Here is a 22,318-nt window from a genome sequence, read left to right as displayed (position 1 = left end):
AGGCGGCGAGGTGGAGGCGTCCGCCTCGGATGGGGGTTTGGTGGCGGTCGATGTGGCTGGGTGGGATGAACCAGGGGACACCGTTTTGGATGGTGATGGTCCAGTGGTCGTCGTGGATGCGGTGGTGGTGGAAGGGGCAGAGGAGGATGCCGTTGTCGAGGTTGGTGGGGCCGCCTTGGGACCACCAGGTGATGTGGTGGGCTTCGGTGAAGGATGGTGGGTGGGTGCAGCCGGTCCAGGCGCAGCCGCCGTCGCGTTCGGCGAGGGCGAGTTTTTGTCCGCGGGTGAACAGTCGGGTGCTGGTGCCGAGGTCGAGGACTTGGGATGGTCCGCTGAGGATCATGGGGATGAGGTTGGCGTCGGCGGCGAGGCGGCGGAGGGCGCCAGCTCCGATGGGTTCGTCGATGCCGTCGATGGTGGCAGCACCGAGACCGGTTTCGAGGGTGTCGTGGTCGGCGCGGATGATGACGGTGACGGGGGTGAGTTCGGTGGCGGCGCTGCTGCAGCCGGCCAGGTGTCGGAAGGTCTCGGTGAGGGCGATGGCGCGTCGCCGGTCGACCGGTTTCGAGGGTGTCGTGGTCGGCGCGGATGATGACGGTGACGGGGGTGAGTTCGGTGGCGGCGCTGCTGCAGCCGGCCAGGTGTCGGAAGGTCTCGGTGAGGGCGATGGCGCGTCGCCGGTCGATGGGGATGAGTGACGGCCCGTCGGGCATGGGGTGACCGGATCCGTCGGGTTGGTCGGCGGGGTCGACCGCGTCGGGGTGGATGAAGTGGGGTTTGCGGAGGGTGGCGCCGATGAGGGCGTCGAGGCCGGCGCGGATGAAGGCGGCGCTTTCTGGGGCGAGTTCGGCGCGGAGGAGGGTCATGCCGGTGGGGAGTTCGTGGATGGTGCAGCGTTCGGCTCGGCGGAGGAGTTCGTCGCGGGGTTCGCGGCCGTCTTGGTCGAGGCGGGTGCGGACGAGTTTGGCGATGCGGGTGACGTCTTGCAGGGGCGCGTGCGCGGCGTGCTCGATGGCGATGACCGACGCCGCCTGGAGTTCGACCCTGGTGCAGATGCGTCCGGCGTTGCGGAGCTCGCGGACGATGACCGCGGCACCATCCACGCTCAGGGGTGCTCTGGGTGTGCCGCCATCGCTTGACGGGTGGGTGTCATCCGGGACCGCGTCGGTGTTCGATGACTCGGGACTGGCGGCCGGTTCGAGGGCGGCGGTGATCGCTGGGAACGGACATTCCTCCAGCTCGCCGAGCAGCCCGCGAGGCTGTGTGATGGCAGCACCGACCTCGGCGATCGCTGCGCCTCGGGCGCGGGAGACCCGCCACCGCTCGGACACCATGACGCCCGGGTTCGCGTAACCAGCAGCGCGCACCAGGGTGCCGTCGCGGCCACTGGGCGACGGGCGCAGGGCGATCGCACCGACGACGCGGGCGGCGAGGACCTCGACCGCATGCTGCACGGCACCGAGTTCGTCCAGGACCCGGAGGACCGCCTCGTCGTTCATGTTCTCGAGCTGCTCCGCGACACCCGAGCCCGGACGGATCGCATCGAGCGCGCCCTGCCAGACCGCATCGAACCCGGCCGCGGCGGCGGCGAGCGGGTTCGGTGCGGGGCTGGTCATGGATCCATCCAAACACGGACCACTGACATTCGAACGCGCACCGAATCGGACCCTGATCTGGGTATTTATCCGACAGTTGATGTTTCGTCAAGGCGCTCTTCGACAAGCTCAGGGACCGGCCGTGACGCGGTCGCCGAGCCGGTCGAGGTGCGGTGAGGGAGGTTGCTCGGGGGTCCTTCGACAGGCTCAGGGACCGGATCTCCGCGGCTGTCGAGGTGCGGTCCGGGAAGGTCCCTCGGGGTGCACTTCGACAAGCTCAGGGACCGGCGGTGACACGGTCGCGGAGTCTGTCGAGGTGCGGTGCGGGAGGTTGCTCGTGGGCCCTGCGACAGGCTCAGGGAACGAGTCTCCGCGGTTGTCGAAGCGCGTTGCGGGAGGTTTAAGCCGGCCCCGCAACCGGCGCAGGGACTGAAACGTCGGCAGCCGGTCCCTGGGCTTGGCGAAGGGCCCCACGCGGACACCTTCCCCGACCGCGGCGCCAGGCCCGCGCTTAGGATCACCGCATGCGTTCATCGGCGATCGACACGGTTCTGGCATTCATGCGCGCGTTCCGCGAGCAGGATCGCGCTGCTGCCGAGGCGCTCATGCACGCGGACTTCGTCTTCACGAGCCCGCAGGACGACCACATCGACCGAATGACCTGGCTGGAACGCTGCTTCCCGAGCGCCGACCATTTCGACACCCCCGGCGTGACGCTCCAGATCGTCGAGACCGACGGCATCGTCCTCCACCGCTACGAGTACGTCGTGCACGGGAAGACGTACCGCAACCTGGAGGCGACTCGTGTCGTGGACGGCGCCGTCCGGGAGGTCGAGGTCTACTTCGGTGGCGCCGTCTGAGCGGCTGCAGCGGGAGCGCCCCTCGCCGGTTCTCCGAGAAGGCCGCCCCGGCACGCCTACGGAGCCCGACCGTGTCGTTCGGAAGCGTCCTCCGGCGACGGAACGCACCAGGGCGCGTCTGACAGGATTGAGTCATGCGCATCAGTTCTCGTCGAACGACCCTGGCCGCGGCTCTCACGATGGCTGCCATCGCCCTCACCGGTTGCTCCACCGGCTCCTCGTCGGACGCAGGCCGATCGTTCGCCTCGCCCACGCCGTCGGTCTCCCAGCCGCCGAGCACCCCGGTGCAGGAGCAGACGCTCACGGATGACGTCGACGGCACGAAGGTGACCGCCCTCGCGATCGTCGACGACTTCCCGGCGCCTGCCGGCACCACCGATGGCCTGCGTCCGATGCTCGTCCAGGTCCGACTCGAAGCCGGCGACGAGTACGGCGGCAGCGTCTTCCCGTACCGGGTCTCCGTCACCACCCGCGCCGTCAACCTCGACTACGTGACGCTCGGCCTCGGAACGCCCGAAGAGCTGAAGGGCCCGATGGCGTCCGCCGGCTACTCGCTCCTCCAGGCGACACCGGTCGGCGAGACGGCGACCGGCTGGATCGGCGCCTGGGTGCGCACCGATGAGACCGAGTTCGACCTCGTCTACGACCGCCCCGAGGGCAAGGTCATCGGCGGCAGTAAGAGCGGCGAGGTCGTGCCGCCGAGCCGCGACATCGTCCCGCTGATCCCTCAGGACTAGCCGCCTGCGGGAGGGCGTCCCGGCGATGTCCGCGCGTGACCCCGCCCGTCAGGTGTCGTCGAATCTCCCGTCAACCCCGGGTGGATCCGCTGATATTCGGTACGCTGATGGCATAGCATTCGCCGACGAAGGAGATCCCGCATGCCCGTGCCCTCAGCCAACCCGCCCGTCGAGCGTCGTTCACTCCGCGAGGTCGCCGTCGAGCGCATCCGCACGGCCATCTTCGACGGCACCCTCGAGCCCGGCGAGCACCTCAACGACGGCGAACTGCAGTCCTGGCTCGGGATCTCCCGCACGCCGATCCGCGAGGCCCTCAACGACCTCGCCCGCGTCGGCCTCATCGAGATGGCCGCGCAGCGGTACACCCGCGTCGCCCTGCCCGACCCGGCGCAGCGCACCGAGGTCATGCAGACGCTGGGCGCGATGCTCGGCGGTGTCGTCCGCGTCACCGTCCCCGGCCTCGGCGCGACGCAGAAGAAGGCGCTCGTCCGCTCGATCAACCAGGTGATCGTGGTCGTCGAGCAGCGCGACATCGCCGAGCACGGGCGACTCAGCTGGGAGCTCTTCGACGCGTTCATCGCCGCCTGCCCGAACGCCACGCTCGTCGCGGCGACGAAGGACATCATCGACGGCCTCACCTACCGGTCCTCCGCGACGCGCACCGAGGAGAACACCGACTGGGCTGCCAAGGAGCAGGGCTACCCGGCACTCCGCGAGGCGGTCGAGGCCGGCGACGCGATCGCCGCCGAACTGGCCGTCGAGAACATCTTCCGCCTCTCCGCGCAGCTGTAGCCGGTCGGCCCTTCGACAAGCTCAGGGACCGGGGGCCGGTCACCGAGCTTGTCGAGGTGCCAGCACCGCCCGCCCGGCGAACCCGAGGAGCACGACCACCGTGCCCACGATGACCGACGTCGGCGGCAGCGTGAACATGAGGACGACGCAACCGACGGCGCCGAACACACTGACCGCGCGCGGGTACCGTCGGTGCTCGCGCGTCTGGCGGAACGCCGCGACGTTGGCGACCAGGTAGTAGAGCAGCACGCCGAACGAGGAGAACCCGATCGCGCTCCGGAGGTCGACGAGCAGGACGAGCACGATGACGACCGCGCCGACGAGCAGCTCCGCGCGGTACGGGGTCGCGAAGCGCGGGTGCACCGCGTAGAGGGCGCGCGGCAGGTCGCCGGTCCTCGCCATCGCGAAGGCGGTCCGGCCGATGCCCGCGAACACCGCGAGCAATGCTCCGAGACAGGCCGCCGCCGCACCGAGTCGCACCAGCGTCGCAGCCCACGGCCACCCGTTCGTCTCCACCACCGCGGCCAACGGTCGCGCACTGGACGCGAGGCCGTCCGCGCCGAGCGTGAGCAGCGACACGACCGCGACGGCCGCGTAGACGACCACGGCGACGACGAATGCGACCCCGATGGCGCGGGGAATCGTCTTGGCCGGGTCGCGGACCTCCTCGCCCAGGGTCGCGATCCGCGCGTACCCGGCGAAGGCGAAGAACAGCAGCCCCGCCGACTGCAGCACGGCGAGCGGGCTGGCGTCGAACCCGAGCGACGCGACCCCCGTCGAACCGGCCTCCGGCCCGACGACGCCTGAACCGACGACTACGGCGAGCACCAGGAGGACGGCCACCACGATCACCCGGGTCGCGGTCGCGGTGCGGGTGACCCCGAGACAGTTGGTCACGACCACCAGGGCGACCGCGAGCGCGGCGACCGGACGACTCCACTCGGCCGGTGCCGCATACGCGGCGAAGGCGACCGCCATGGCTGCGGCGCTCGCCGTCTTGCCCACCACGAAGCTCCATCCGGCGGCGAAGCCCCACCATGGCCCGATGAGTTCGCGGCCGTAGAGGTAGGTGCCGCCGGCCGAGGGGAGTTGTGCGGCGAGCTGCGCGGAGGACATCGCGTTGCAGCAGGCGACGACCGCGGCGATGACGAGCCCGATGAGGAGTCCCGCGCCGGCGACCTGCGCCGCCGGTTGGAAGACCGCGAAGACGCCGGCGCCCATCATCGAGCCCAGGCCGATGAACACCGCGGCGCTCGTGCCCAGGCGTCGCTGCAGTCGGGGATCGCTCACCCGATCACGGTAGTGCCGTCAGGTGAACAGCGGGGTGCTCCGGTCACCGACCCCGACGGACGACGGTCTGTCGGAGGACACGCAGCAGCCCGAGGAAGCCGAGGAACCCGATGAACGCTGCGATCAGGTCGAACACCCGTAGGCCGCCGGGGAGGACCGGGCCGGCACCGGTGACGACGAGGACCACGGCGATCACCAGGGCGGCGATCGAGATCAGGGTTCCGACGATCTCAGCGGTCACGCCCTCCACGAGCCCCTTCGCCGGTTCGTCGGCGAAGCCCTTCAGCGTCACGCCGACAGTCCCGTCCTCGAGTCCGGACAGCAGCGAGTCGAGTCGACGCGGGAGGTTACGGGCCAACGCGGCGGTGACGGCGGCCTGCGCCTGCAGGGTGACCGCCGTCTGCCGGATGGACTGCGAGCGGCGGAGGAGACGCGGGACCATCGGCAGGGCCTGTTCGAACATGTCGAACTCGGGGTCGAGCGCTTTGAGGCACCCTTCGAGGGTCGCGAAACTGCGGAACGCGGCGGCGAGGTCGCCGGGGAGCGCGATGTGGTGCTGCCGGATGACGTCGAGGAGTCGGCTGAAGATCGAGCCGTCGCCGCCCGGACGGTGACGCTCGGTCGTGATGACGATGCCCACGTCGTGGCGCAGGGCGTCGAGGTCGGCGTCCTCCGGCAGGTCGACGATGAGGAGGAGGGCGTCGGTCGCCGCGATGTCGTCCTCGCTGACGGTGGCGAGCATCACCGCGGTGAGTCGCTGCCGCTGGCTGCGCTCGATGACGCCGACGGCCCCGAAGTCGATCAGCCCGAGCGATCCGTCCTCGCGGAGGATGACGTTGCCCGGGTGGAGGTCGGCGTGGAAGACGCCGTGCACGAGGATCTGTTCGAGCACGACCTCCATGAGGCCGGTCGCGAGGGTCTCGCGTTCCTCCTTGGGGATGGTCGCGATGCGGTCCCGTGCTCGACTGAGCGGCAACCCGTCGACGAGGTCCATGGTGAGCAGGCGGGCGCCGGAGGCCGCCGGATAGACGCGCGGCACCGTGATCCGGACGCCCTCGTCGCGCTCCTCGCGACGCTTCAAGGTGCTGCGGATCATCTCCACGTTGCGGGCTTCGATCCGGTAGTCGAGTTCTTCGAGCAGCGTCGAGGTGAAGGCCCGCGCGACGGAGGCGAGGCGGAGGTCCTGCCCGAACTTGGTGTGCGTCTCAGCGCGCTCGGCGAGGCGGACGACGATGTCGGCGTCGGCCTCGACCTGCACCCGGGCGGCCGGTCGCTGGACTTTCACGACCACGGGGGTGCCGTCGAGCAGCTCAGCGGTGTGCACCTGCGCGACGGACGCGGCCGCGAGCGGTTCGGAGTCGATCGACGCGAACACGGTGTCGATGGGAGCACCGAGTTCCGTCTCGATGACGACCTGGACCTCGTGCCAGGGCAGCGTGGTCGCTTCGGACTGCAGCGACGCGAGGGCGCTGAGGTACGGCTCGGGCACCAGGTCGCGTCTCGTCGAGAGCACCTGTCCGAGCTTCACGAAGGTGACGCCGGAATCGTTGATCGTGGCGATGATCGCGTTGGCGCGCTGCTCGCTCGTGGTGAGTTCGAGCTGGACGCGGGACCGGCCGTGCACGAGCCAGCCGGCACCGTGTCGTGATGCGATGGCGAGGATCTGCAGGTATCGCCTCGTCCGTCGCCGTCGTTTGATCGCCGAGCGGACGACGTCGATCGGGTTCATCAGCGGCCGGGTCGGGATGATGACCTCGATGGCGACGAGGACACCGAGGCCGAGCGCGAAGATCCAACCGATCGCGAGGAGCGCCACGGCGATCGCTGCGAAGGCTGCTCGAGCATCTCCGGCCTCACCAGGCTGGACCAGGCCGGTCTGTTGCAGCAGCCAGTTCACGAACGGTGGGCCGGTGACGAACACGACGAGCCCGACGAGGATGCTGCGCGGCCATCCGACCGGGGCGTCGAGCACCCGCCGCGCGGCGAATCCGAGGAGCAGTGCCGACACGACCGCCAGGACGATGGTGAGTGCGTCAGTCAGCATCCGGCATCCCCTCGTGGGTCGAGCGGTCGTCTCGCCCCGCCCGCCAGCGTATCCGGCCCGGCTGAGCGAGCGCGAGCGCTGGTGCGCTCACCGAGAGCGCACAAGACGCTCTCGAACGAGCCCACCGCGAGCATCTTCTGCGCTCTCGGCGGGCGGCCGAGGTCATCCCGCCTGGAATGCTCCCGACGCGGTGTAGGCGTCGAACAGGCGCAGGACCTCCACGGTCGGACCGTGCATCGGGGTGGGCGGGTCGTCGAGCGGAGCCCAGCAGAACTCGACGACCTCGTCCACCTCGGCGCGTAACGAACCAGCCCGCGTGCGTGCCACGAAGCACATCGCGAACGCATGGACCCGGTCGCCGTTCGGGTAGTCGAGGACGTGGTGCTCGGTGGCTGAGAGACAGGCGAACGGCTCGAGGTCGCGCTCTTCCACCGTCAGGCCGGTCTCTTCGGCGAGTTCCATGACTGCGGTCTCCGCGAAGCTGCTCCCGGGCTCGCAGCTACCGGCCGGGATCTCCCACAGGCCGGTGTCGACCCGCCGCTGGAAGAGTGCGTTGCCCTCGCCGTCCAGCACGAGCACCTGCGCACCCGGGAGCGCGAGGAGCCGATGCCCCACGAGCTGCCGCAGCTCCCAGAGATCGCTTCCGACATAGCCCATGCGCGGGAGTCTAGGTGGCTCAGGTCCTCGGGCGAAGCATCACCCGAGGGCGTCGCGTTGTCGGATGAGTTCCTGCAGTTGCTCGTCACGGCGGTCGGCGTCCGCCCTGACCATCGCGCGCAGTGGAGAGTTGTACACGGACGTCGCTTGCTCCGGCTCACAGTCCAGGACGGCTGCGATGCGCTCCAACGCCTCGTCGTCCGACACCGCGCTTCCGACCACCTTGGCGATCTCGGGCCAGGACCGGCGGGCGCCGACTCGCAGCTGCTCTGCTTCGATCTGTCGCTCGAAGGCTCGGCGCTCGCTCGCGGGGTCGGCCCGGTGGCGGTTCTGCTTGGCTACCTGACGCGCCACCAGGTCAGCGGTCAGCTCGACCCGGAGCGGCTCGGCGAGACGAAGCCCGAGTTCGACGACCACGACGTGGAGGTCATAGGGGCCGGGCTCCAGTGAGGTGGGGTCGGACTGCAGCTGGAGTTGCACCGGGACTCGGGCGTACTCCCCTGGGTCGAGCGGGACGGCACGATCCGCTGCGGAACTGACCCAGCCGAAGGAGAACTCGGTTCCGCCTGGCGCGGTGAGCGCACCGACGGCACGGAATCCCTCGTTCTCGGGCGTCCATCTCATGGTGCCTGCGTTGACGATGTCGATCACCAGCTCGCTCGGATCGTGCTGCTCCTCCACGAACGGCGGCCAGCGGAGCACCAAGCCCTGTCGCCGCTCGGCCCGGCTCGGGCGCACGACCAACGTGTCCGGGTGTACGCGCACCACCGGAGGCTGCTCTCCCGGATGCGCCTGTGCGACGCGCCAGGTCCGGTGGTCCGCGTCGACCGGCGAACCGAGATACACGGCACCGCTCTCCAACCGGCGGAGCACCCGCCAACCATCCGACGGGGCCTCAGCGGTGGTGGCGTCGTCGACGCCGCAAGCCAGTTCGTCCGCCAGCTCCGAGAGTGTCGTGCCGTCGCCGGTGAGTGCGTCGCCGTCGACCTCGAGGTCCCCGACCCGTGGTGCATCATCCATGGAAGCCATGCCCGATGGTCTCACGCGACCGCCGCCACCGGCTCGGCCTCCGCGTCACCCCGCGGCGAAGGCCGACCGGCGACCCACGATCGTGAGCAGCAGCGCAGCGAGTCCGAGGGCGATCATGACCACCGGGAGGATCAGCCCGTCGAAGGTGCCGAGGAGGAGAGCCCCGAGGACACCGCCAGCGAAGATCGCGAGGTTGAACGCGACGGGCAGGAAGGAGTTCGCGACGTCCGAGTGCTCGCGTCCCGATCGGGTGAGCGCCGACTGCAGCTGGGCGGAGGAGCCACCGAACGCCAGCCCCCATAGGACAGTCGCAATGAGGACGGCGACGATAGAGACGTGGCCGAGCAGGAGCAGCGCGCCCGCCGCGACGAACATCGCGACGCTCCCGTGGAGCAGCGCGCGCGGAGCCCGATCGATGAGCACCGCCGTGAGAGCGATGCCCGCGATGGACGCGACTCCGTAGACGAGCAGCACGAGATCGGCCCCGAGTCCCGTGCCCGAGGCCCGAAGGAACGGTGCGATGTAGGTGTAGACGGTGTTGTGAGCCAGCATCCAGACGACGATCACCGCGAGGACGACCGCGACACCGGGCAGGACGAGCACCTGTCGGAGCGGGAGCCGTGCCGAGCGAGGCTGCCCTGCCGCGTCGGGTACGAACACAGCGATGGACACGAGCACGACGAGCGCGAGCACCGTGAGTCCTCCGAACGCCCAGCGCCAGTCGAACGCGGTGCCCAGCCAGGCGCCGAGCGGTGTCCCGAGTGCCAGCCCGGCGGGCGCTCCGACGGACACGATCGACAGTGCGAGGCCTCCACGGTCGGGCGGGCTGATGCGACGCCCGTAGGCGGCGAGCATGCCCCAGATCACCCCGCAGAACGCACCGGCGACGAACCGCGACACCAGCGCGACGACGACGTCCCCCGCGACCGCGGTCACGGTGTTCGCGAGGATGAGCCCGACGATCGCGCCGAGGAGGAGCGGCTTGCGACGCATGCCACGGGTGAGGGCGAGCGCCGGGATCGTCACGATGACGGTCCCGAGCGCCCACACACTGATGAACTGACCGATCAGGCCCTCGCTCGTGTCGAGATCCCGGGCGATGACCGGCAGGAGCCCGGCCGGCATCGTCTCCGCGGCCACGAGGACGAACCCCATCGCGGCGAGGGCCGCCAGTGCGAACCAGGGCATCCGGGTGGGCGTCCCGGCGACGGGGAGGGTCGACGCCCCGACCGGCGCGTCGGGCGTCGAGGTGATCGGTGCGGCGCGGCTCACAGCGTCAGCAGCACCTTGATCGCACGGCGCTCGTCCATGGCCCGGTACCCCTCGGCGGCGTCCTCGAGTGGCAGCGTGAGGTCGAAGACCTTCCCTGGTTCGATCCTCCGCTCCCAGATCATCCGGATGAGCTCGGGGAGGAACCGTCGCACCGGCGCCGGCCCACCGTGCAGGTGCACCTCGGCGAAGAAGAGCTCGTCGAGCGGCAGCGAGACACCGTCATGGGCGACGCCGACGAAGCCGACGTGGCCGCCACCGCGAGTGGAGCGGATCGCCTGCAGCATGGACTCCTCGGTGCCGACCGCCTCGATGACGCTGTGCGCGCCGAGACCTCCGGTCAGCTCCTTGATCCGTGCGACACCCTCGGCGCCGCGCTCCTCGACGATGTCGGTCGCACCGAACTCACGGGCGAGCGCCTGCCGGTCGGCGTGACGCGACATCGCGATGATGCGTTCCGCCCCGAGCTCCCGGGCCGCGAGGACGCCCATGAGCCCGACGGCCCCGTCACCGACGACCACGACCGTCTTCCCCGGCCCCACCTCGGCGGCGACCGCGGCGAACCAGCCCGTCCCGAGCACGTCGGACGCGGCGAGCAGCGAGGGGATGAGCTCCGCGTCCGGCTGCCCGGGGGTCGCCACGAGTGTGCCGTCGGCGTGGGGGATGCGTGCGAGCTGCGCCTGCGTGCCCGCGGCGACCGACACGAACTCGGCGTGCACGCACTTCGACTGGTACCCCGCCTGACAGATCTCACAGGTGTTGTCGGAGGTCACGAAGGAGCCCACGACGAAGTCGCCGACGGCGACCGTCCGCACGTCCTCGCCGACCTGCTCGACGACACCGACGTACTCGTGCCCCATGTTCGTGTGGTCGACGGGCTCGACCCCGCGGTAGGGCCACAGGTCGGACCCGCAGATGCAGGTCGCTGTGAGCCGGATGACGGCGTCGGTCGGGTCGAGGATGGTGGGGTCCGGTCGGTCCTCGACCCGGACGTCGCCGGGCGAGTGCATGACGACTGCGCGCATGTGTGCTCCTTCTGTCGGGTGGTGCAGGCGACCAGTCAACGCCCCGCCCGACCCGGGAGGGAGTCCCGCCTGAGAGGTGTACCGAGAGGGCACCTGTCGGCTCGCTTCGAGGACGTATCGTCGGAGGCATGGACGATCGAGCAGACGTACGCGAGTTCCTCATGACGCGTCGAGCACGGCTGACCCCGGAACTCGCCGGCTTGAGCGCGGGCCCCAACCGACGGGTGGCCGGGCTGCGGCGTTCCGAGGTGGCGGCGCTCGCCGGGGTCAGTGTCGAGTACTACGCGAAGCTGGAGCGTGGGGCGATCGCCGGAGCGTCGTCGACCGTCCTCGACGCCATCGCCCGGGCGCTCCAGCTCGACGAGGCGGAACGCACCCACCTGTTCGACCTCGCCCGCGCGGCCGACGGTGTCCCGCTCTCCGGTCGGCCGCGTCGCCGGGCGGCCAAGAACCCCGCGACCCGGCCGAGCCTGCACTGGATGCTCGACGCGATCACCGACGGCATCGCCTTCGTCCGCAACACCCACCAGGACCTGCTCGCGACCAACGAGCTCGGGCGCGCGTTCTACTCGCCCGTCATCGGCGACGGCGGGCGCACCCCGAACCTCGCCCGGTTCCAGTTCCTCGACCCGGCCTCCCGGGACTTCTACCCCGACTGGGACGTCTTCGCCGAGATGTGCGTCTCGGTCATGCGTGCCGAGGCCGGCCGGGACCCGCACGACAAGGGACTGCACGACCTCGTCGGTGAGCTGTCGACCCGGAGTGACGCCTTCCGCACGCTCTGGGGAGCGCACAACGTGCGCACGCACGGCACGGGAACGAAGCGGTTCAATCACCCGATCGTCGGCGAGATGACCTTCGCCTACGAGGAGCTCGCGATCACGGCCGACCCAGGCCACGTCGTGCTCGTCTACACGGCGGAGCCCGGCTCACCGTCCGCCGAGCGTCTGCAGTTGCTCGCGAACTGGGCGGCGTCCCAGCGGGAGGCGGAGCAGCGTGACGCTGCGGCGGTCACGAACGAGCCCGACACCAGCGAGGCCGGACGGGCAGGGGGTCGCTGATGGCGCGCATCCTCGTGACCGGTGCCGCCGTCGGCCTGGGGCTCGGTGCCGCGACCGAGCTGGTCGAGCACGGGCACGAGGTGCTCGTCCATGCCCGGAGCCTCGCCCGAGCCGACGAGGTCCGGCTGCTCGACGAGCCCTCCGCGCACCTCGTCACCGGTGACCTCGCCACCCTCGACGGCGTCCAGGAGCTCGCGGAGCAGGTCGCAGCTGCCGGTCCCGTGGACGCGATCATCCACAACGCCGGCGTCCTCGACGGAGCGGCCGTCCTACCGGTCAACGTGGTCGCGCCCTATCTGCTGAGCGCCCTCGTCCCCGCGCGGCGACTCGTGTTCCTCAGCAGCAGCATGCACCGCGGCGGTACCGCGACGCTCGACGGTCTCGACTGGTCGGGTTCCACGAGGACGGCGAGCTACTCCGACAGCAAACTCCTCGTGACCGTCCTCGCGGCGGCCATCGCGCGAGTGCGTCCCGGGGTGTTCAGCAATGCGGTCGACCCGGGTTGGGTGCCGACACGCATGGGCGGACCGAACGCGCCCGACGACCTGGAACTCGGGCACCGGACCCAGGTGGCGCTCGCCGAAGGGCGTGGTGCCGACACCTCCGGCTACTGGCACCACCAGCGACGCGAGGAGCCGCACCGCGCGGTCCGCGACGAGGCGTTCCAAGATGAGCTGCTGCTCGCCCTCGCCGAGCACACGGGCGTCTCACTACTGCCCTGATCTCCGAACTCAGGTGTCGATGCGGTGGTCCTGGATCGACTCGTAGGTGACGCGGAGCGACTCCGCCGCGGCGTCGTAGCGACGCTGGGCGACGCGGATGAAGAGCAGGTCGACGAGCGCGAGCTGGGCGATGCGCGAGGACATCGCACCCGAGCGGTATCGGCTCTCCCTCGCCTGCGTCGCGAGGACGAGGTCGCACCGGCTGGCGATGGGGGAGTCGGGGAAGTTCGTGATGCACACGGTCGTCGCGCCGGCGGCCCGCGCGAGCTGCATCGCCTGCTCGGTCTCGACCGTGAGCCCGGAGTGCGAGATGCCGATGGCGACCCCACCGGGCCCGAGGAGGGCGGCCGAGGGCAGTGCGAGGTGGGCGTCGACGAAGGTGTTGGCCGGCATGCCGATCCGGTAGAGCTTCTGGTGGAGGTCCTGCGCCGTGAGGTTCGAGGACCCGAAGCCGATGATGTCGATCCGTGGGGCGGTGAGCAGTGCGTCGACGACCGCGTCCAGAGCGTCGCGGTCGAGCGAGCGGGCGGTGAGCTCGATCGCCTGCACCTCCTGGTACGCGACCTTCGCGACGACCGTCTCCACCGAGTCGTCCGGGTCGATGTCGGCGTCGTCGACCTCGAACCGGTCACGCTCCGCCTGCTCGCGACTCGTGGAGGTCGCGACGGCCACCCGGAACTCCCGGTAGCCGGTGTATCCGATGGTCTGGCAGAACCGCGCGACGGTCGCCTGCGAGGTGCCGCAGGCCTTCGCGAGTTCGGTGATGGTCAACTCGACGACGAGCGAGGGGGTGCCGATGATGGTCTCGGCGACGCGCGTCTCGGCGGCGCTCAGACGAGGGATCGCCTGGCGGAGCACGAGCAGCGCGTCAGTGGACATCCGGTGCGGCCCCCGTCGGGTCTTCGACGGAGTGCGCTGCGATGGCCGCACTGAGGGAGCCGTCGCCACCACGGAGGCGGGCGACTGCTTCATCTGCGGCGATGCCGGTCACGAGGACGAGGATAGCGGCCTTCACCCAGCCGTCCACGGATGCGAGCGTCTTCGCGGCCGTGGCGGCGTCGACGTCGGTCGCCAGCATGACCGTGCGTTCCGCCCGCGCTCGCAGCTTCTCGTTCGTGGTGAGGAGGTCGACCATGAGGTTCCGGTACGTCTTCCCGAGCCGCACCATCGTGATCGTCGACAGCATGTTGAGCACGAGCTTCTGCGCCGTCCCCGCCTTCAGCCGGGTCGATCCGGTGAGGAGCTCCGGACCGACGACCGCCTCGATGCCGATGTCCGCGTCCCGGGCGAGTGGGGAGCCGGCGTTGCACGACAGGCCGATGGTGATCGCACCGATCGAGCGCGCGTACTCGAGGGCGCCCAGGACGTAGGGCGTGCGACCGGATGCGGAGACACCCACGACGGCGTCGTCCGCGGTGATCGACAGCGATTCCAGATCCGCTCGACCGAGGTCGTCGCGGTCCTCGGCGTTCTCCACCGCTTGCTGGATGGCGCCCGGACCACCCGCGATGAGTCCGACGATGAGGCCCGGGTCGGTCCCGAACGTGGGTGGCGCCTCGCTCGCGTCGAGGATGCCCATCCGTCCGGCGGTCCCGGCGCCCAGGTAGACGAGTCGTCCGCCCCGGCGGAGGCGCTCGACGATCGCTTCGACGGCCTCGGCGATCTCGGGTTCGACGGCCGCGATGGCGTCGGGGACGGAACGGTTGTCCTCGTTCATCGCGGCGACGAGTTCCCGCGTGGAGAGGGCGTCGAGGTCGGGGTGTCGCTCGTTCACCTGCTCCGTCGAGAGGGTGGCGAGCTCCGCGCGGATGGTGTCGCGGTCGGAGGTCAGCCCTGCGGTGATCGGCCCAGGCCCTTCGACAGGCTCAGGGACCGGTGGTGAGGCGCTCTCAGACTGCGTGGACATCGTCGCGCACGACCCTTCCGTCGTAGGAGATCGCGGTGTCGAGTGCGACGAGCCTGGCTCCGTCGAGCGCGTCACCGCGGGGTGCGACGAGGTCGACGCCGACCTCGTGCATGGCCGTCGCGAGATGTGCGGCGACGTAGGGGTGGGAGGCGATCCCGCCGACGACGCACACGGCGCCCGTGCCGGCGGCGGCGGCGCTCACGGCGAGGTGGGCGCAGGCGGCGTCGACGATGTCCGCGGCGACGGCGTCGCCCTCCTCGGCTCGGATGATGACCGTGGGCGCGAAGGTGCCGAGTTGGCGGGCCGGTGCTCCGGTGCTGGAGACCCAGCGGGGGAGCGCGGGGATCGACCCGATGAGCGCCTCGGCGTCGGCGAGCAACGTGGTCGCGGGGCCGCGCCCGTCGAAGGCACGCATGCACGCCTCGAGGCCCTGCTGCCCGATCCATCGACCGCTGCCCTCGTCTCCGAGCCAGGGACCCCACCCGTCGATCTGCTTCACGGAGCCGTCGGCGTCGACGTCGAACACGACGGATCCGGTGCCGGCGATGAGTACCGTGCCGGGACCACCGGCGAAGGCGCCGGCGTGGGCTGCCAGGGCGTCGTTCACGACGGCGATCGTCGCTCCGAGCGCCAGGCGAAGCTCGGCGGTGAACGCGGCGACCTCGTGCGGTGCCGCCTCCACCCCGGCGGCACCGATCCCGACGTGCTGCACCGCGGCGAGGAGGTCGGCCGGGAGGTGCGCGACCGTCTCGAGGACTGCGCGGGCGGACAGCTCCGCACCCTCGTGGTCGGCGAGGCCCGGTGCACCGTGGCCGCGGGCCTCCGCGAGGACGGTCAGGTCGTCGCCGGATCCGCTCGTGATACGGGCGCGGCAGGAGGTCTTCCCGAGATCGATGGCGAGGACGGGTGCTGCGAGGTGGTTCATGATCCGTTCCGGTGGTGCTGGTCGTACTGATGGCGCATCGGCGCCGCGGTGGAGGCCGCGGTGAGGAGTTCGGTGACCCGGTCGGCGGACGCCCGGGAGGCCGCGAGCGTGTCGATCACCGGCAGGGGCAGGACGGCGTCCTCGGAGATCGGCAGCCCGACGCTCACGACGACGGCGTCCGGGCGGACCAGCGCGACGCGGTCCACCGCGAGCCGCTGCGGGGTGTCGTCGCCGAGACGGTCCGAGAGGAGGACGACCCCGTCGTCGGCGGGGATCGTCGCGAGCAGGAGGGTCAGCTCATCGGAGGCGGGCGCCTCGGCCTGCGGATCCGGTGTCCGGAGGCTCGGGCCGGCAGCGAGCCGGGTGACGTCGAACCGTTCGGCGAGTGACTCGGCGAACGGATCGTGGGCCGAGGCGACGGCGAACGTCGGTCGGTCGCGGAGGTCGACGAGGGTGATCGCCGACGCGTCGATCGCGACCTCGCCCCGGACGCGCACGACCCGCCGGATGGCGTCGGAGAAGCGCCCTTCGACAATCTCAGGGACCGGGGAAGGGCTGACGGACCGCGCGAGCCACGCCACACGGGCGGCCGCGCGCTCGACGATCGCTCGATCGAGCTCGCCGTCGGCGACGGCGGCGCAGACCGCCTCGAACACCTCGAGGTAGTCGTCCTCGTCGGTCGTCGCGCCCTGCTTCGGCCCGAGGTTGGACGGGTTGCCGATGCAGAGCAGGTCGACGCCGGCCTCGAGGGCGAGGACAGCGCCGCGTCCTGAGCCGGTGGTGGACCGGATGGCGGCCATGTCGAGCGCGTCGGAGATGATCACGCCGTCGAAGCCGCTTTCGCGCAGCCGACGGAGGGGGATCGGGTTGAGCGTCGCCGGGGCGTCACCGAACGCCGGGACGACGATGTGGGCGGTCATGACACTCGCGACGCCGGCGGCGATCGCCGCGTCGAACGGTGGCAGGTGCTCGGCTTCGAGCTCCGCCAGGTCCAGGTCGATGCGGGGCAGATCCAGGTGCGAGTCGCTCGCCGTGTCGCCGTGGCCGGGGTAGTGCTTGACACACGCCGCGACCCCGCCGGCCTGCAATCCGTCGACCATTGCGGCGACGTGGCGGGAGACGAGCTCGGCGGTGGAGCCGAACGAGCGCACCCCGATCACCGGGTTCGCTGGGTTGGTGTTCACATCGGCGACGGGCGCGAGGGCGACGTTCGCCCCGGCGGCGTGGAGCCGCTCGGCGAGTGCCGCACCCACCGCGCGCGTCGTCTCGACGTCGTCGAGTGCACCGAGCTGCGCATGCCCGGGCAGGGTGGAGCCCGTCTGCGCCTCGAGGCGGGAGACGTTGCCGCCCTCCTCGTCGACGCCGATGAGGACCTCGGGCCGGTGCTCACGGAGTTCGGCCGACAGCGCCGCGACCTCCGCCGGGTCCGAGGAGAGGTTCTGCCCGAAGTACACGACGCCCGCGAGGCCGCCGTCCAGCTCGCGCAGCAGCCAGTCCGGGGCGGTCCGGCCGAGGAAGCCCGGCCAGAGGACGCCCCGGACGAGCCGCGCGACGTCGGGGTCGATCATCCCTTCACCGCTCCGGACACCAGTCCGCCCGAGAGGCGGCGCTGCACGAGGATGAAGAAGATCATGACCGGGATCGTGATGATGGTCGACGCCGCCATGACCGAACCCCAGTCGTTGGAGTTCAGGCCGAAGAACTGCTTGAGGCCGATGGCCACCGTGTAGTTCTCCGTCGAGCCGCCGAGCAGGGTCATCGCGAAGATGAACTCGTTCCAGGCCGTGATGAAGCTGAACACACTCGTCGCGACGAGGCCGGGGGCCACGAGCGGGAGCATGATCGAGCGGAACATTCGCCACCAGCTGGCGCCGTCGAGGAACGCCGCCTCTTCGAGCTCCACGGGCACCGCCGCGACGAAGCCGCGCAGCATCCAGATGCCGAACGGCAGTGCGAGCGCGACGTACACGATGATGAGCCCGAGCAGCGTGTTGAGCAGCTGCAGGTCGCGGATCTGCACGAACAGCGGGATCACGAGCGCCTCGAGCGGCACCATCTGCACGACGAGGATCATGAGCAGCACCGCGGTGCGGAACTTGAACCGGAAGCGGGCGACCGCGACCGACGCCAGGAGCGCGACGGCGGCGGAGATGAGCACCGTCGCACCGGCGACGATCGCGGAGTTGCGGAGGAAGACCGCGAACCCGCCGTCGGTCAGGACCGACTCGAAGTTCGTGAACGACAACTCCTTCGGGAAGAAGGACTGGCCGCCGCTCGACGCCTGCGCGTCGAACGCGCTCGACAGCATCCAGTACGCCGGGAACAGCGTGAACACGAGCAGGAGGGTGACGAGGATCGCCTTGACGGTGTTCGAGCGGATCTTCCGACCGCTCGCCTTCCGGTGCATCGGGACCTGCGGCTTGGTGGACCGGTCGGTGCCCGGTCCTTCAGCCGGTCGACGGGCGGCGGTGGGGGCGGGAGCGTGGGTGGTCACAGTTCGTCCTCCTTCATGAGGGCGCGGATGTAGACGATCGTGATGCCGAGCAGGACGAGCGTCAACAGCACCGCGATTGCGGAGCCGAAGCCGTAGCGGTTCTGCCCGAAGGACTCCACGTACGACCACACGCCGAGGTTCAACACCTCGCGGTTCGAGCCGGAACCACCCGGCATGAGGTAGATCTGCGCGAACACCTTGAAGTCCCAGATGGTCGACAGGATGATCACGACCGAGAACACCTGGCGCAGCGACGGGAAGGTGATCTGGAAGAAGCGACGGAACGCGCCCGCCCCGTCCATCTCGGCGGCTTCCAGCATCTCCTTGGACACGCCGAGCAGGCCGGCGAGGACGGTGATGGCCACGAACGGGAAGCCGTGGTGGATCACGTTCAGCAGCGCGATGCCGTAGAACGTGAACTGGTTCGTGAACCAGTTGAAGGGCTCGTCCATGAGCCCGAGCCCCATGAGCGTCTGGTTGACGATGCCGCGGTCGGCGTCGAAGATCCAGACCCAGACGTAGGTGCCGGTGACGGCGGGCATCGCCCAGGCGACCATGATGGCGCTGCCGACGATGGTGCGCCAGAAGGAGCCGAGGTTCGCCATGAGCAGGGCGACGAGGGTGCCGAGGACGACCGTACCGATGACGGCGGCCGCGGCGAAGAAGACGGTGTTCGGGAGGACGACGGTCCAGAGGGTCGGGTCGGCGAAGACCTCGGCGTAGTTGGCGCCGCCGTTGAAGTTGGTGTCGCCGCTGACGATCTCGCGCAGTCCGTAGTCCTGCAGGGAGAACAGGACGACGCGGATGAGCGGCCAGAGGAGGAGCACGGCGAGGATGAGGAGTGCCGGCGCGAGCAGCAGCCAGGGGCGGGTGCGCATCAGGAGGCGCAGCCGCTTGGGGGAGGGGCCCCCGGCCACCCGCGAAGCGGGGGCTTCGCGGGTGACCGTGGGCGGGGTGAGGGTCGACACGATCGGCTACTTGCCGTTCATGATGTCGTCCATCTCCTTGGCGGCATCGGTCGTCGCCTGGTCGACCGACTTGCTTCCGGAGAGGATGGCCTGGATCATCGCGTTGGTGGTCTTCTTCGCCTGCACCGCACCGAACTTCGGGGTCACGGGGAGGGAAGCGCCGCCGTCGACGAACTGCTCGGCGAAGGGCTTCACCAGCGGGTCGTCGCTCTCGGTCGAGTCACTGAGGAGCGAGGTCTGGCCGGGGAAGTAGCCGGTCTGCTCGGCCCACTCGGAGGCGAACTTGCCGGTGGTCATCATCTCGATGAACTGGAACGCGAGGTCCTTGTTCTTCGAGGTGTTGAACATGCTGAGGTGCGAACCGCCGAGCACGGAGGGCGACATGCCGCCGTCTTCACCCGGGATCGGGATGGCGGCGAACTTGCCCTCGAGCTCCGGGTTCTTCTGGACGATCGTCGCCGGGGTCCAGGAGCCCATGATCGCCATGGCGACCTTGTCCTGCACGAAGTTGTCGAGGACGTCCGTCTCCTTCCAGGTGGTGGCACCTGAGGAGGAGAGGTCGTACTTGGTGGCCAGGTCGGTCCAGAACTGGATGCCCTTGCGTGAGTCGTCGCTCGCGAGCCCCGACTTCCAGGTGTCGCCGTCGAGCTCGGAGACCTCGCCGCCGGCGCCCCAGACCCAGGGGTACGCCGTGAACTCGGCGTCACCGGGGACGGGGAACGGGATCATGTCGGGCTTGGCGGCCTTGATCGCGGTGCCGGCGTCGATGATCTCCTGCCAGGTGGTCGGCGCCTTGAGGCCGAGCTCCTCGAAGACGTCGGTGCGGTAGACGATCGAGCGGACGCCGGCGTACCACGGCATGCCGTAGAGCTCGCCGTCGTACGTACCGGAGTCGGCGAGGCCCTTGACGAGGTCGTCCTTCAGGCCGGCCTTGTCGACGTAGTCGCCGATGGGGGCGAGGGCGCCGGCATCGGCGAACTCGGCCGTCCAGGTGGTGCCCGTCTCGGCGACGTCGGGGGTGGTGTTCCCGGCGATCGACGTCACGAAGCGGTCGTGGGCGTCGGCCCACTGCACGTACTCGACCTTGAGGGTGGCGCCGGTCTCCTTCTTGAAGGCCGAGCCGACCTCCTTGAAGAAGGCCTCGGAGTCGGGGTTGGTGCCCTGCATGATCCAGACGGTGAGCGTCTGGCCGTCTGCCGAGACGTCGCCTGAGCCGGAACCGCCACCGGCACAGGCGGTGAGGCCGAGTGCCGCGGTGGCGAGGACGGCCAGCGGAAGGGTGCGCTTGCGCATGGTGCTGCTCCTCGATTCTGGGATCGGGAGTCCGAGCCGTCGTTGGCCCGGGATCCGGAGTGACCGGGAAACCGCGGTCGATCCCTGCTGTTTTCAGTGGGTGTGGAAACAGTATTCAATAAGTACAGGAAGCTTGCAAATATTTTCCAGCACTGCAACACGGTCGTTACCTGCGTGACGGACGTGTTTCACGAAGCTGCGAGAACCGTGAGTGCGAGGGGCGGTCGGGCATCGCCGCCGTCAGGCCGTGCGGAGGATGATCACGCGCATCGTCGCGGCGGCCCGCTCGCCGTCCTGCGCCTCGATCGCCGACGCGAGGTCCGTGTGCAACGCCGCGTCGTGGTGGTCGATGCCGTCGCCGGGCAGCTGGTCCACACGATCCCGGAGGGCCTCGTCGACGGCGTCGCCGACCCGGTCGAGGATCGGGTTCGCCGCCGCGCGCCGGATGAGGCGATGCAGCAGGAGGTCGGCCTCGAGGAACGCGATCGGATCCTGGCGAACCGCGGCCGCGCGGAGCGCCTCACTCGTCACGCGGAGCTCGCGGGCGTCGTCGTCGCTGCGTCGCTCGGCCGCGAGCCGTGCCGACTCCGGCTCGGTCGCGGTGCGGAGTTCGCGGATCGCGAGGAGGGTGGACTCCCGTCGTCCGCTCGCCAACGCCCAGCGGAGCACCCGAGGCTGCAACCAGTCCCAGCTCGACGACGGCTGCACCGTGTGGCCGACGTGCGCCTTGCTGGCGAGGAGTCCCATGCCGGAGAGCACGCGGGTCGCCTCCCGGACCACGGACCGCGAGTGCCCAGAGCGGTCGACCAGCTCGTCCACCGTGCACACCGTGCCGGCGGGCAGTCCGCCGTCGACGATGTCGGTACCGATCCGGTCGAGCGTCCGTTCGAAGGCCGACGTCCCCGGTGCGCGGCTCACGCCCGTGCTGACGGACGGGTGGGGGAGATCACGAGCTCATCGATCCGCACGTGTGGCGGGCCGTCGAGGATGAACCGCACGGCGCGGCCGATGTCCTCGGGTGTCAGCATCGTCTCGCGCGCCGCACCTTCCGGCACCTGCGGCCGCATGGAGAGGAACGGGGTGTCGACGTCGCCCGGGCAGAGGTGGGTGGCGCCGACGCCGTGGGCCCCCTCCTCCTCGTTGAGGGTCGCGCAGAGCGAGGCGAGTGCGGTCTTGCTCGCGCTGTAGGCCACGCCACCCTTCGTGGAGAAGCGCCAGCCGGCGAAGGAGGAGATGACGACGATCCGTCCCTGGGCGTCGCGGATGGTGGGCAGCGCGAGGTCGATCGTCCGGGCGACCGAGGTGAGGTTGGTGTCGACGATCGCGGCGAACTCCGTCATCGACTGGTCGTCCCACCGGCGCCGCGGTGCGTTCAGGCCCGCCGCGGTGACGAGGTCGTCGACCGGGCCGAGTCCGGCGACGATGCGTTCGTGGGCTCGGGCGAGCGAAGCGGGGTCCGTCGCATCGGCCTCCGCGGCGACGGCCACACCGCCGGCGGAGGTGACGGCCTCGACGGTCTCGAGGAGCGCCTCGCGGCGTCGCCCCGTCACGGCGACGCGCCAGCCCGCCTCAGCAGCAGACACCGCCACGGCCTGCCCCATGCCGCTGCCGCCACCCGTCACCCAGAGCACTCGATCCGTCATGACGCCAG

Annotated in this window: 23 protein-coding genes; 7 read left to right on the top strand and 16 right to left on the bottom strand. The window is 70.3% G+C overall.

Annotated features, from left to right (window positions below):
- The coding region (locus GV015_RS19285; protein WP_371416581.1) for a DUF222 domain-containing protein at nt 1-541 on the bottom strand (541 nt) is incomplete at its 3' end.
- A 175-nt stretch (nt 542-716) separates the two neighbouring features.
- Between GV015_RS19285 and GV015_RS02105 the strand changes: the two genes are divergently transcribed.
- The 5 genes from GV015_RS02105 to GV015_RS02085 all read left to right on the top strand — a co-directional run bounded on the left by GV015_RS02105 (nt 717) and on the right by GV015_RS02085 (nt 3,984).
- Complete coding sequence (locus tag GV015_RS02105; protein WP_159876267.1) at nt 717-1,139, top strand: hypothetical protein; 423 nt, start codon at nt 717-719, stop codon at nt 1,137-1,139.
- A 306-nt stretch (nt 1,140-1,445) separates the two neighbouring features.
- Nucleotides 1,446-1,772, top strand: a complete 327-nt coding sequence (locus GV015_RS02100) for a hypothetical protein (protein ID WP_159876265.1) — start codon at nt 1,446-1,448, stop codon at nt 1,770-1,772.
- A gap of 347 nt (nt 1,773-2,119) precedes the next feature.
- On the top strand, nt 2,120-2,455 hold the full coding sequence (locus tag GV015_RS02095) for a nuclear transport factor 2 family protein (protein WP_159876263.1): 336 nt from the start codon (nt 2,120-2,122) through the stop codon (nt 2,453-2,455).
- 134 nt (nt 2,456-2,589) lie between these two features.
- Nucleotides 2,590-3,192, top strand: a complete 603-nt coding sequence (locus GV015_RS02090) for a hypothetical protein (RefSeq protein WP_159876261.1) — start codon at nt 2,590-2,592, stop codon at nt 3,190-3,192.
- Nucleotides 3,193-3,333: 141 nt separating this feature from the next.
- Nucleotides 3,334-3,984 (top strand): GntR family transcriptional regulator, encoded by a 651-nt coding sequence (locus tag GV015_RS02085; RefSeq protein ID WP_124767670.1) that lies wholly within the window; start codon nt 3,334-3,336, stop codon nt 3,982-3,984.
- Between the two features lie 39 nt (nt 3,985-4,023).
- On the opposite strand, the gene GV015_RS02080 is transcribed toward GV015_RS02085, so the two are convergent.
- From GV015_RS02080 to GV015_RS02055, 6 genes are all read right to left on the bottom strand, one after another.
- Entirely contained in the window at nt 4,024-5,274 is a 1,251-nt protein-coding gene (locus GV015_RS02080) for an APC family permease (protein ID WP_159876259.1), read from the bottom strand.
- A 43-nt stretch (nt 5,275-5,317) separates the two neighbouring features.
- A complete protein-coding gene (locus tag GV015_RS02075) occupies nt 5,318-7,318 on the bottom strand; it encodes an AarF/ABC1/UbiB kinase family protein (protein WP_159876257.1) in 2,001 nt (666 codons plus the stop codon).
- Between the two features lie 162 nt (nt 7,319-7,480).
- Nucleotides 7,481-7,975 (bottom strand): NUDIX domain-containing protein, encoded by a 495-nt coding sequence (locus GV015_RS02070; RefSeq protein WP_159876255.1) that lies wholly within the window; start codon nt 7,973-7,975, stop codon nt 7,481-7,483.
- Nucleotides 7,976-8,014: 39 nt separating this feature from the next.
- Nucleotides 8,015-8,995: a hypothetical protein gene (locus tag GV015_RS02065; protein WP_159876253.1), complete on the bottom strand. Its 981-nt coding sequence runs from the start codon at nt 8,993-8,995 to the stop codon at nt 8,015-8,017.
- Nucleotides 8,996-9,049: 54 nt separating this feature from the next.
- Complete coding sequence (locus GV015_RS02060) at nt 9,050-10,276, bottom strand: MFS transporter (protein WP_236555290.1); 1,227 nt, start codon at nt 10,274-10,276, stop codon at nt 9,050-9,052.
- On the bottom strand, nt 10,273-11,298 hold the full coding sequence (locus tag GV015_RS02055; protein WP_159876251.1) for a zinc-dependent alcohol dehydrogenase family protein: 1,026 nt from the start codon (nt 11,296-11,298) through the stop codon (nt 10,273-10,275). The genes GV015_RS02060 and GV015_RS02055 overlap by 4 nt, the downstream gene beginning before the upstream one ends.
- A gap of 128 nt (nt 11,299-11,426) precedes the next feature.
- Between GV015_RS02055 and GV015_RS02050 the strand changes: the two genes are divergently transcribed.
- Together GV015_RS02050 and GV015_RS02045 are read left to right on the top strand one after the other, a co-directional pair.
- Nucleotides 11,427-12,359 (top strand): helix-turn-helix domain-containing protein, encoded by a 933-nt coding sequence (locus GV015_RS02050; RefSeq protein ID WP_159876249.1) that lies wholly within the window; start codon nt 11,427-11,429, stop codon nt 12,357-12,359.
- Nucleotides 12,359-13,081, top strand: a complete 723-nt coding sequence (locus GV015_RS02045; RefSeq protein ID WP_159876247.1) for an SDR family NAD(P)-dependent oxidoreductase — start codon at nt 12,359-12,361, stop codon at nt 13,079-13,081. Before GV015_RS02050 ends, GV015_RS02045 begins: the two co-directional genes overlap by 1 nt.
- 9 nt (nt 13,082-13,090) lie before the next feature.
- Here GV015_RS02045 and GV015_RS02040 read toward each other — a convergent pair whose 3' ends face one another.
- From GV015_RS02040 to GV015_RS02000, 9 genes are all read right to left on the bottom strand, one after another.
- Nucleotides 13,091-13,960 (bottom strand): MurR/RpiR family transcriptional regulator, encoded by an 870-nt coding sequence (locus GV015_RS02040; protein WP_079706344.1) that lies wholly within the window; start codon nt 13,958-13,960, stop codon nt 13,091-13,093.
- Nucleotides 13,950-14,987 (bottom strand): N-acetylmuramic acid 6-phosphate etherase, encoded by a 1,038-nt coding sequence (gene murQ / locus GV015_RS02035; RefSeq protein ID WP_159876245.1) that lies wholly within the window; start codon nt 14,985-14,987, stop codon nt 13,950-13,952. The genes GV015_RS02040 and murQ overlap by 11 nt, the downstream gene beginning before the upstream one ends.
- Nucleotides 14,971-15,912 carry an N-acetylglucosamine kinase gene (locus GV015_RS02030; protein WP_159876243.1) on the bottom strand — a complete coding sequence of 314 codons (942 nt, stop codon included), beginning with the start codon at nt 15,910-15,912 and terminating at the stop codon, nt 14,971-14,973. Before GV015_RS02030 ends, murQ begins: the two co-directional genes overlap by 17 nt.
- A complete protein-coding gene (locus GV015_RS18980) occupies nt 15,909-17,480 on the bottom strand; it encodes a glycoside hydrolase family 3 protein (protein WP_201299330.1) in 1,572 nt (523 codons plus the stop codon). The genes GV015_RS02030 and GV015_RS18980 overlap by 4 nt, the downstream gene beginning before the upstream one ends.
- Nucleotides 17,477-18,319 (bottom strand): carbohydrate ABC transporter permease, encoded by an 843-nt coding sequence (locus GV015_RS02020; RefSeq protein WP_079706980.1) that lies wholly within the window; start codon nt 18,317-18,319, stop codon nt 17,477-17,479. The genes GV015_RS18980 and GV015_RS02020 overlap by 4 nt, the downstream gene beginning before the upstream one ends.
- A gap of 83 nt (nt 18,320-18,402) precedes the next feature.
- Complete coding sequence (locus GV015_RS02015) at nt 18,403-19,374, bottom strand: carbohydrate ABC transporter permease (protein ID WP_370282131.1); 972 nt, start codon at nt 19,372-19,374, stop codon at nt 18,403-18,405.
- 6 nt (nt 19,375-19,380) lie between these two features.
- Complete coding sequence (locus GV015_RS02010) at nt 19,381-20,667, bottom strand: sugar ABC transporter substrate-binding protein (protein ID WP_064294926.1); 1,287 nt, start codon at nt 20,665-20,667, stop codon at nt 19,381-19,383.
- A gap of 240 nt (nt 20,668-20,907) precedes the next feature.
- Nucleotides 20,908-21,585 carry a FadR/GntR family transcriptional regulator gene (locus GV015_RS02005; protein ID WP_159876241.1) on the bottom strand — a complete coding sequence of 226 codons (678 nt, stop codon included), beginning with the start codon at nt 21,583-21,585 and terminating at the stop codon, nt 20,908-20,910.
- On the bottom strand, nt 21,582-22,310 hold the full coding sequence (locus tag GV015_RS02000) for an SDR family oxidoreductase (RefSeq protein ID WP_159876239.1): 729 nt from the start codon (nt 22,308-22,310) through the stop codon (nt 21,582-21,584). Before GV015_RS02000 ends, GV015_RS02005 begins: the two co-directional genes overlap by 4 nt.
- Nucleotides 22,311-22,318: the final 8 nt, after the last annotated feature.

It is taken from the genome of Plantibacter sp. T3 (assembly GCF_902506515.1).
In the GTDB taxonomy this organism is placed as follows: Bacteria; Actinomycetota; Actinomycetes; order Actinomycetales; family Microbacteriaceae; genus Plantibacter; species Plantibacter auratus.
This window is presented reverse-complemented; position numbering and strand designations above follow the sequence as displayed.

Excerpts from the sequence above, each read along its gene's own strand:
- GV015_RS02100 (WP_159876265.1), top strand. The coding sequence starts at position 1,446 with ATGCTGCACGGCACCGAGTTCGTCCAGGACCCGGAGGACCGCCTCGTC.
- GV015_RS02095 (WP_159876263.1), top strand. The coding sequence starts at position 2,120 with ATGCGTTCATCGGCGATCGACACGGTTCTGGCATTCATGCGCGCGTTC.
- GV015_RS02090 (WP_159876261.1), top strand. The coding sequence starts at position 2,590 with ATGCGCATCAGTTCTCGTCGAACGACCCTGGCCGCGGCTCTCACGATG.
- GV015_RS02085 (WP_124767670.1), top strand. The coding sequence starts at position 3,334 with ATGCCCGTGCCCTCAGCCAACCCGCCCGTCGAGCGTCGTTCACTCCGC.
- GV015_RS02075 (WP_159876257.1), bottom strand. The coding sequence starts at position 7,318 with ATGCTGACTGACGCACTCACCATCGTCCTGGCGGTCGTGTCGGCACTG.
- GV015_RS02070 (WP_159876255.1), bottom strand. The coding sequence starts at position 7,975 with ATGGGCTATGTCGGAAGCGATCTCTGGGAGCTGCGGCAGCTCGTGGGG.
- GV015_RS02065 (WP_159876253.1), bottom strand. The coding sequence starts at position 8,995 with ATGGATGATGCACCACGGGTCGGGGACCTCGAGGTCGACGGCGACGCA.
- GV015_RS02055 (WP_159876251.1), bottom strand. The coding sequence starts at position 11,298 with ATGCGCGCAGTCGTCATGCACTCGCCCGGCGACGTCCGGGTCGAGGAC.
- GV015_RS02050 (WP_159876249.1), top strand. The coding sequence starts at position 11,427 with ATGGACGATCGAGCAGACGTACGCGAGTTCCTCATGACGCGTCGAGCA.
- GV015_RS02045 (WP_159876247.1), top strand. The coding sequence starts at position 12,359 with ATGGCGCGCATCCTCGTGACCGGTGCCGCCGTCGGCCTGGGGCTCGGT.
- GV015_RS02040 (WP_079706344.1), bottom strand. The coding sequence starts at position 13,960 with ATGTCCACTGACGCGCTGCTCGTGCTCCGCCAGGCGATCCCTCGTCTG.
- murQ (WP_159876245.1), bottom strand. The coding sequence starts at position 14,987 with ATGTCCACGCAGTCTGAGAGCGCCTCACCACCGGTCCCTGAGCCTGTC.
- GV015_RS02030 (WP_159876243.1), bottom strand. The coding sequence starts at position 15,912 with ATGAACCACCTCGCAGCACCCGTCCTCGCCATCGATCTCGGGAAGACC.
- GV015_RS18980 (WP_201299330.1), bottom strand. The coding sequence starts at position 17,480 with ATGATCGACCCCGACGTCGCGCGGCTCGTCCGGGGCGTCCTCTGGCCG.
- GV015_RS02020 (WP_079706980.1), bottom strand. The coding sequence starts at position 18,319 with ATGCACCGGAAGGCGAGCGGTCGGAAGATCCGCTCGAACACCGTCAAG.
- GV015_RS02010 (WP_064294926.1), bottom strand. The coding sequence starts at position 20,667 with ATGCGCAAGCGCACCCTTCCGCTGGCCGTCCTCGCCACCGCGGCACTC.
- GV015_RS02000 (WP_159876239.1), bottom strand. The coding sequence starts at position 22,310 with ATGACGGATCGAGTGCTCTGGGTGACGGGTGGCGGCAGCGGCATGGGG.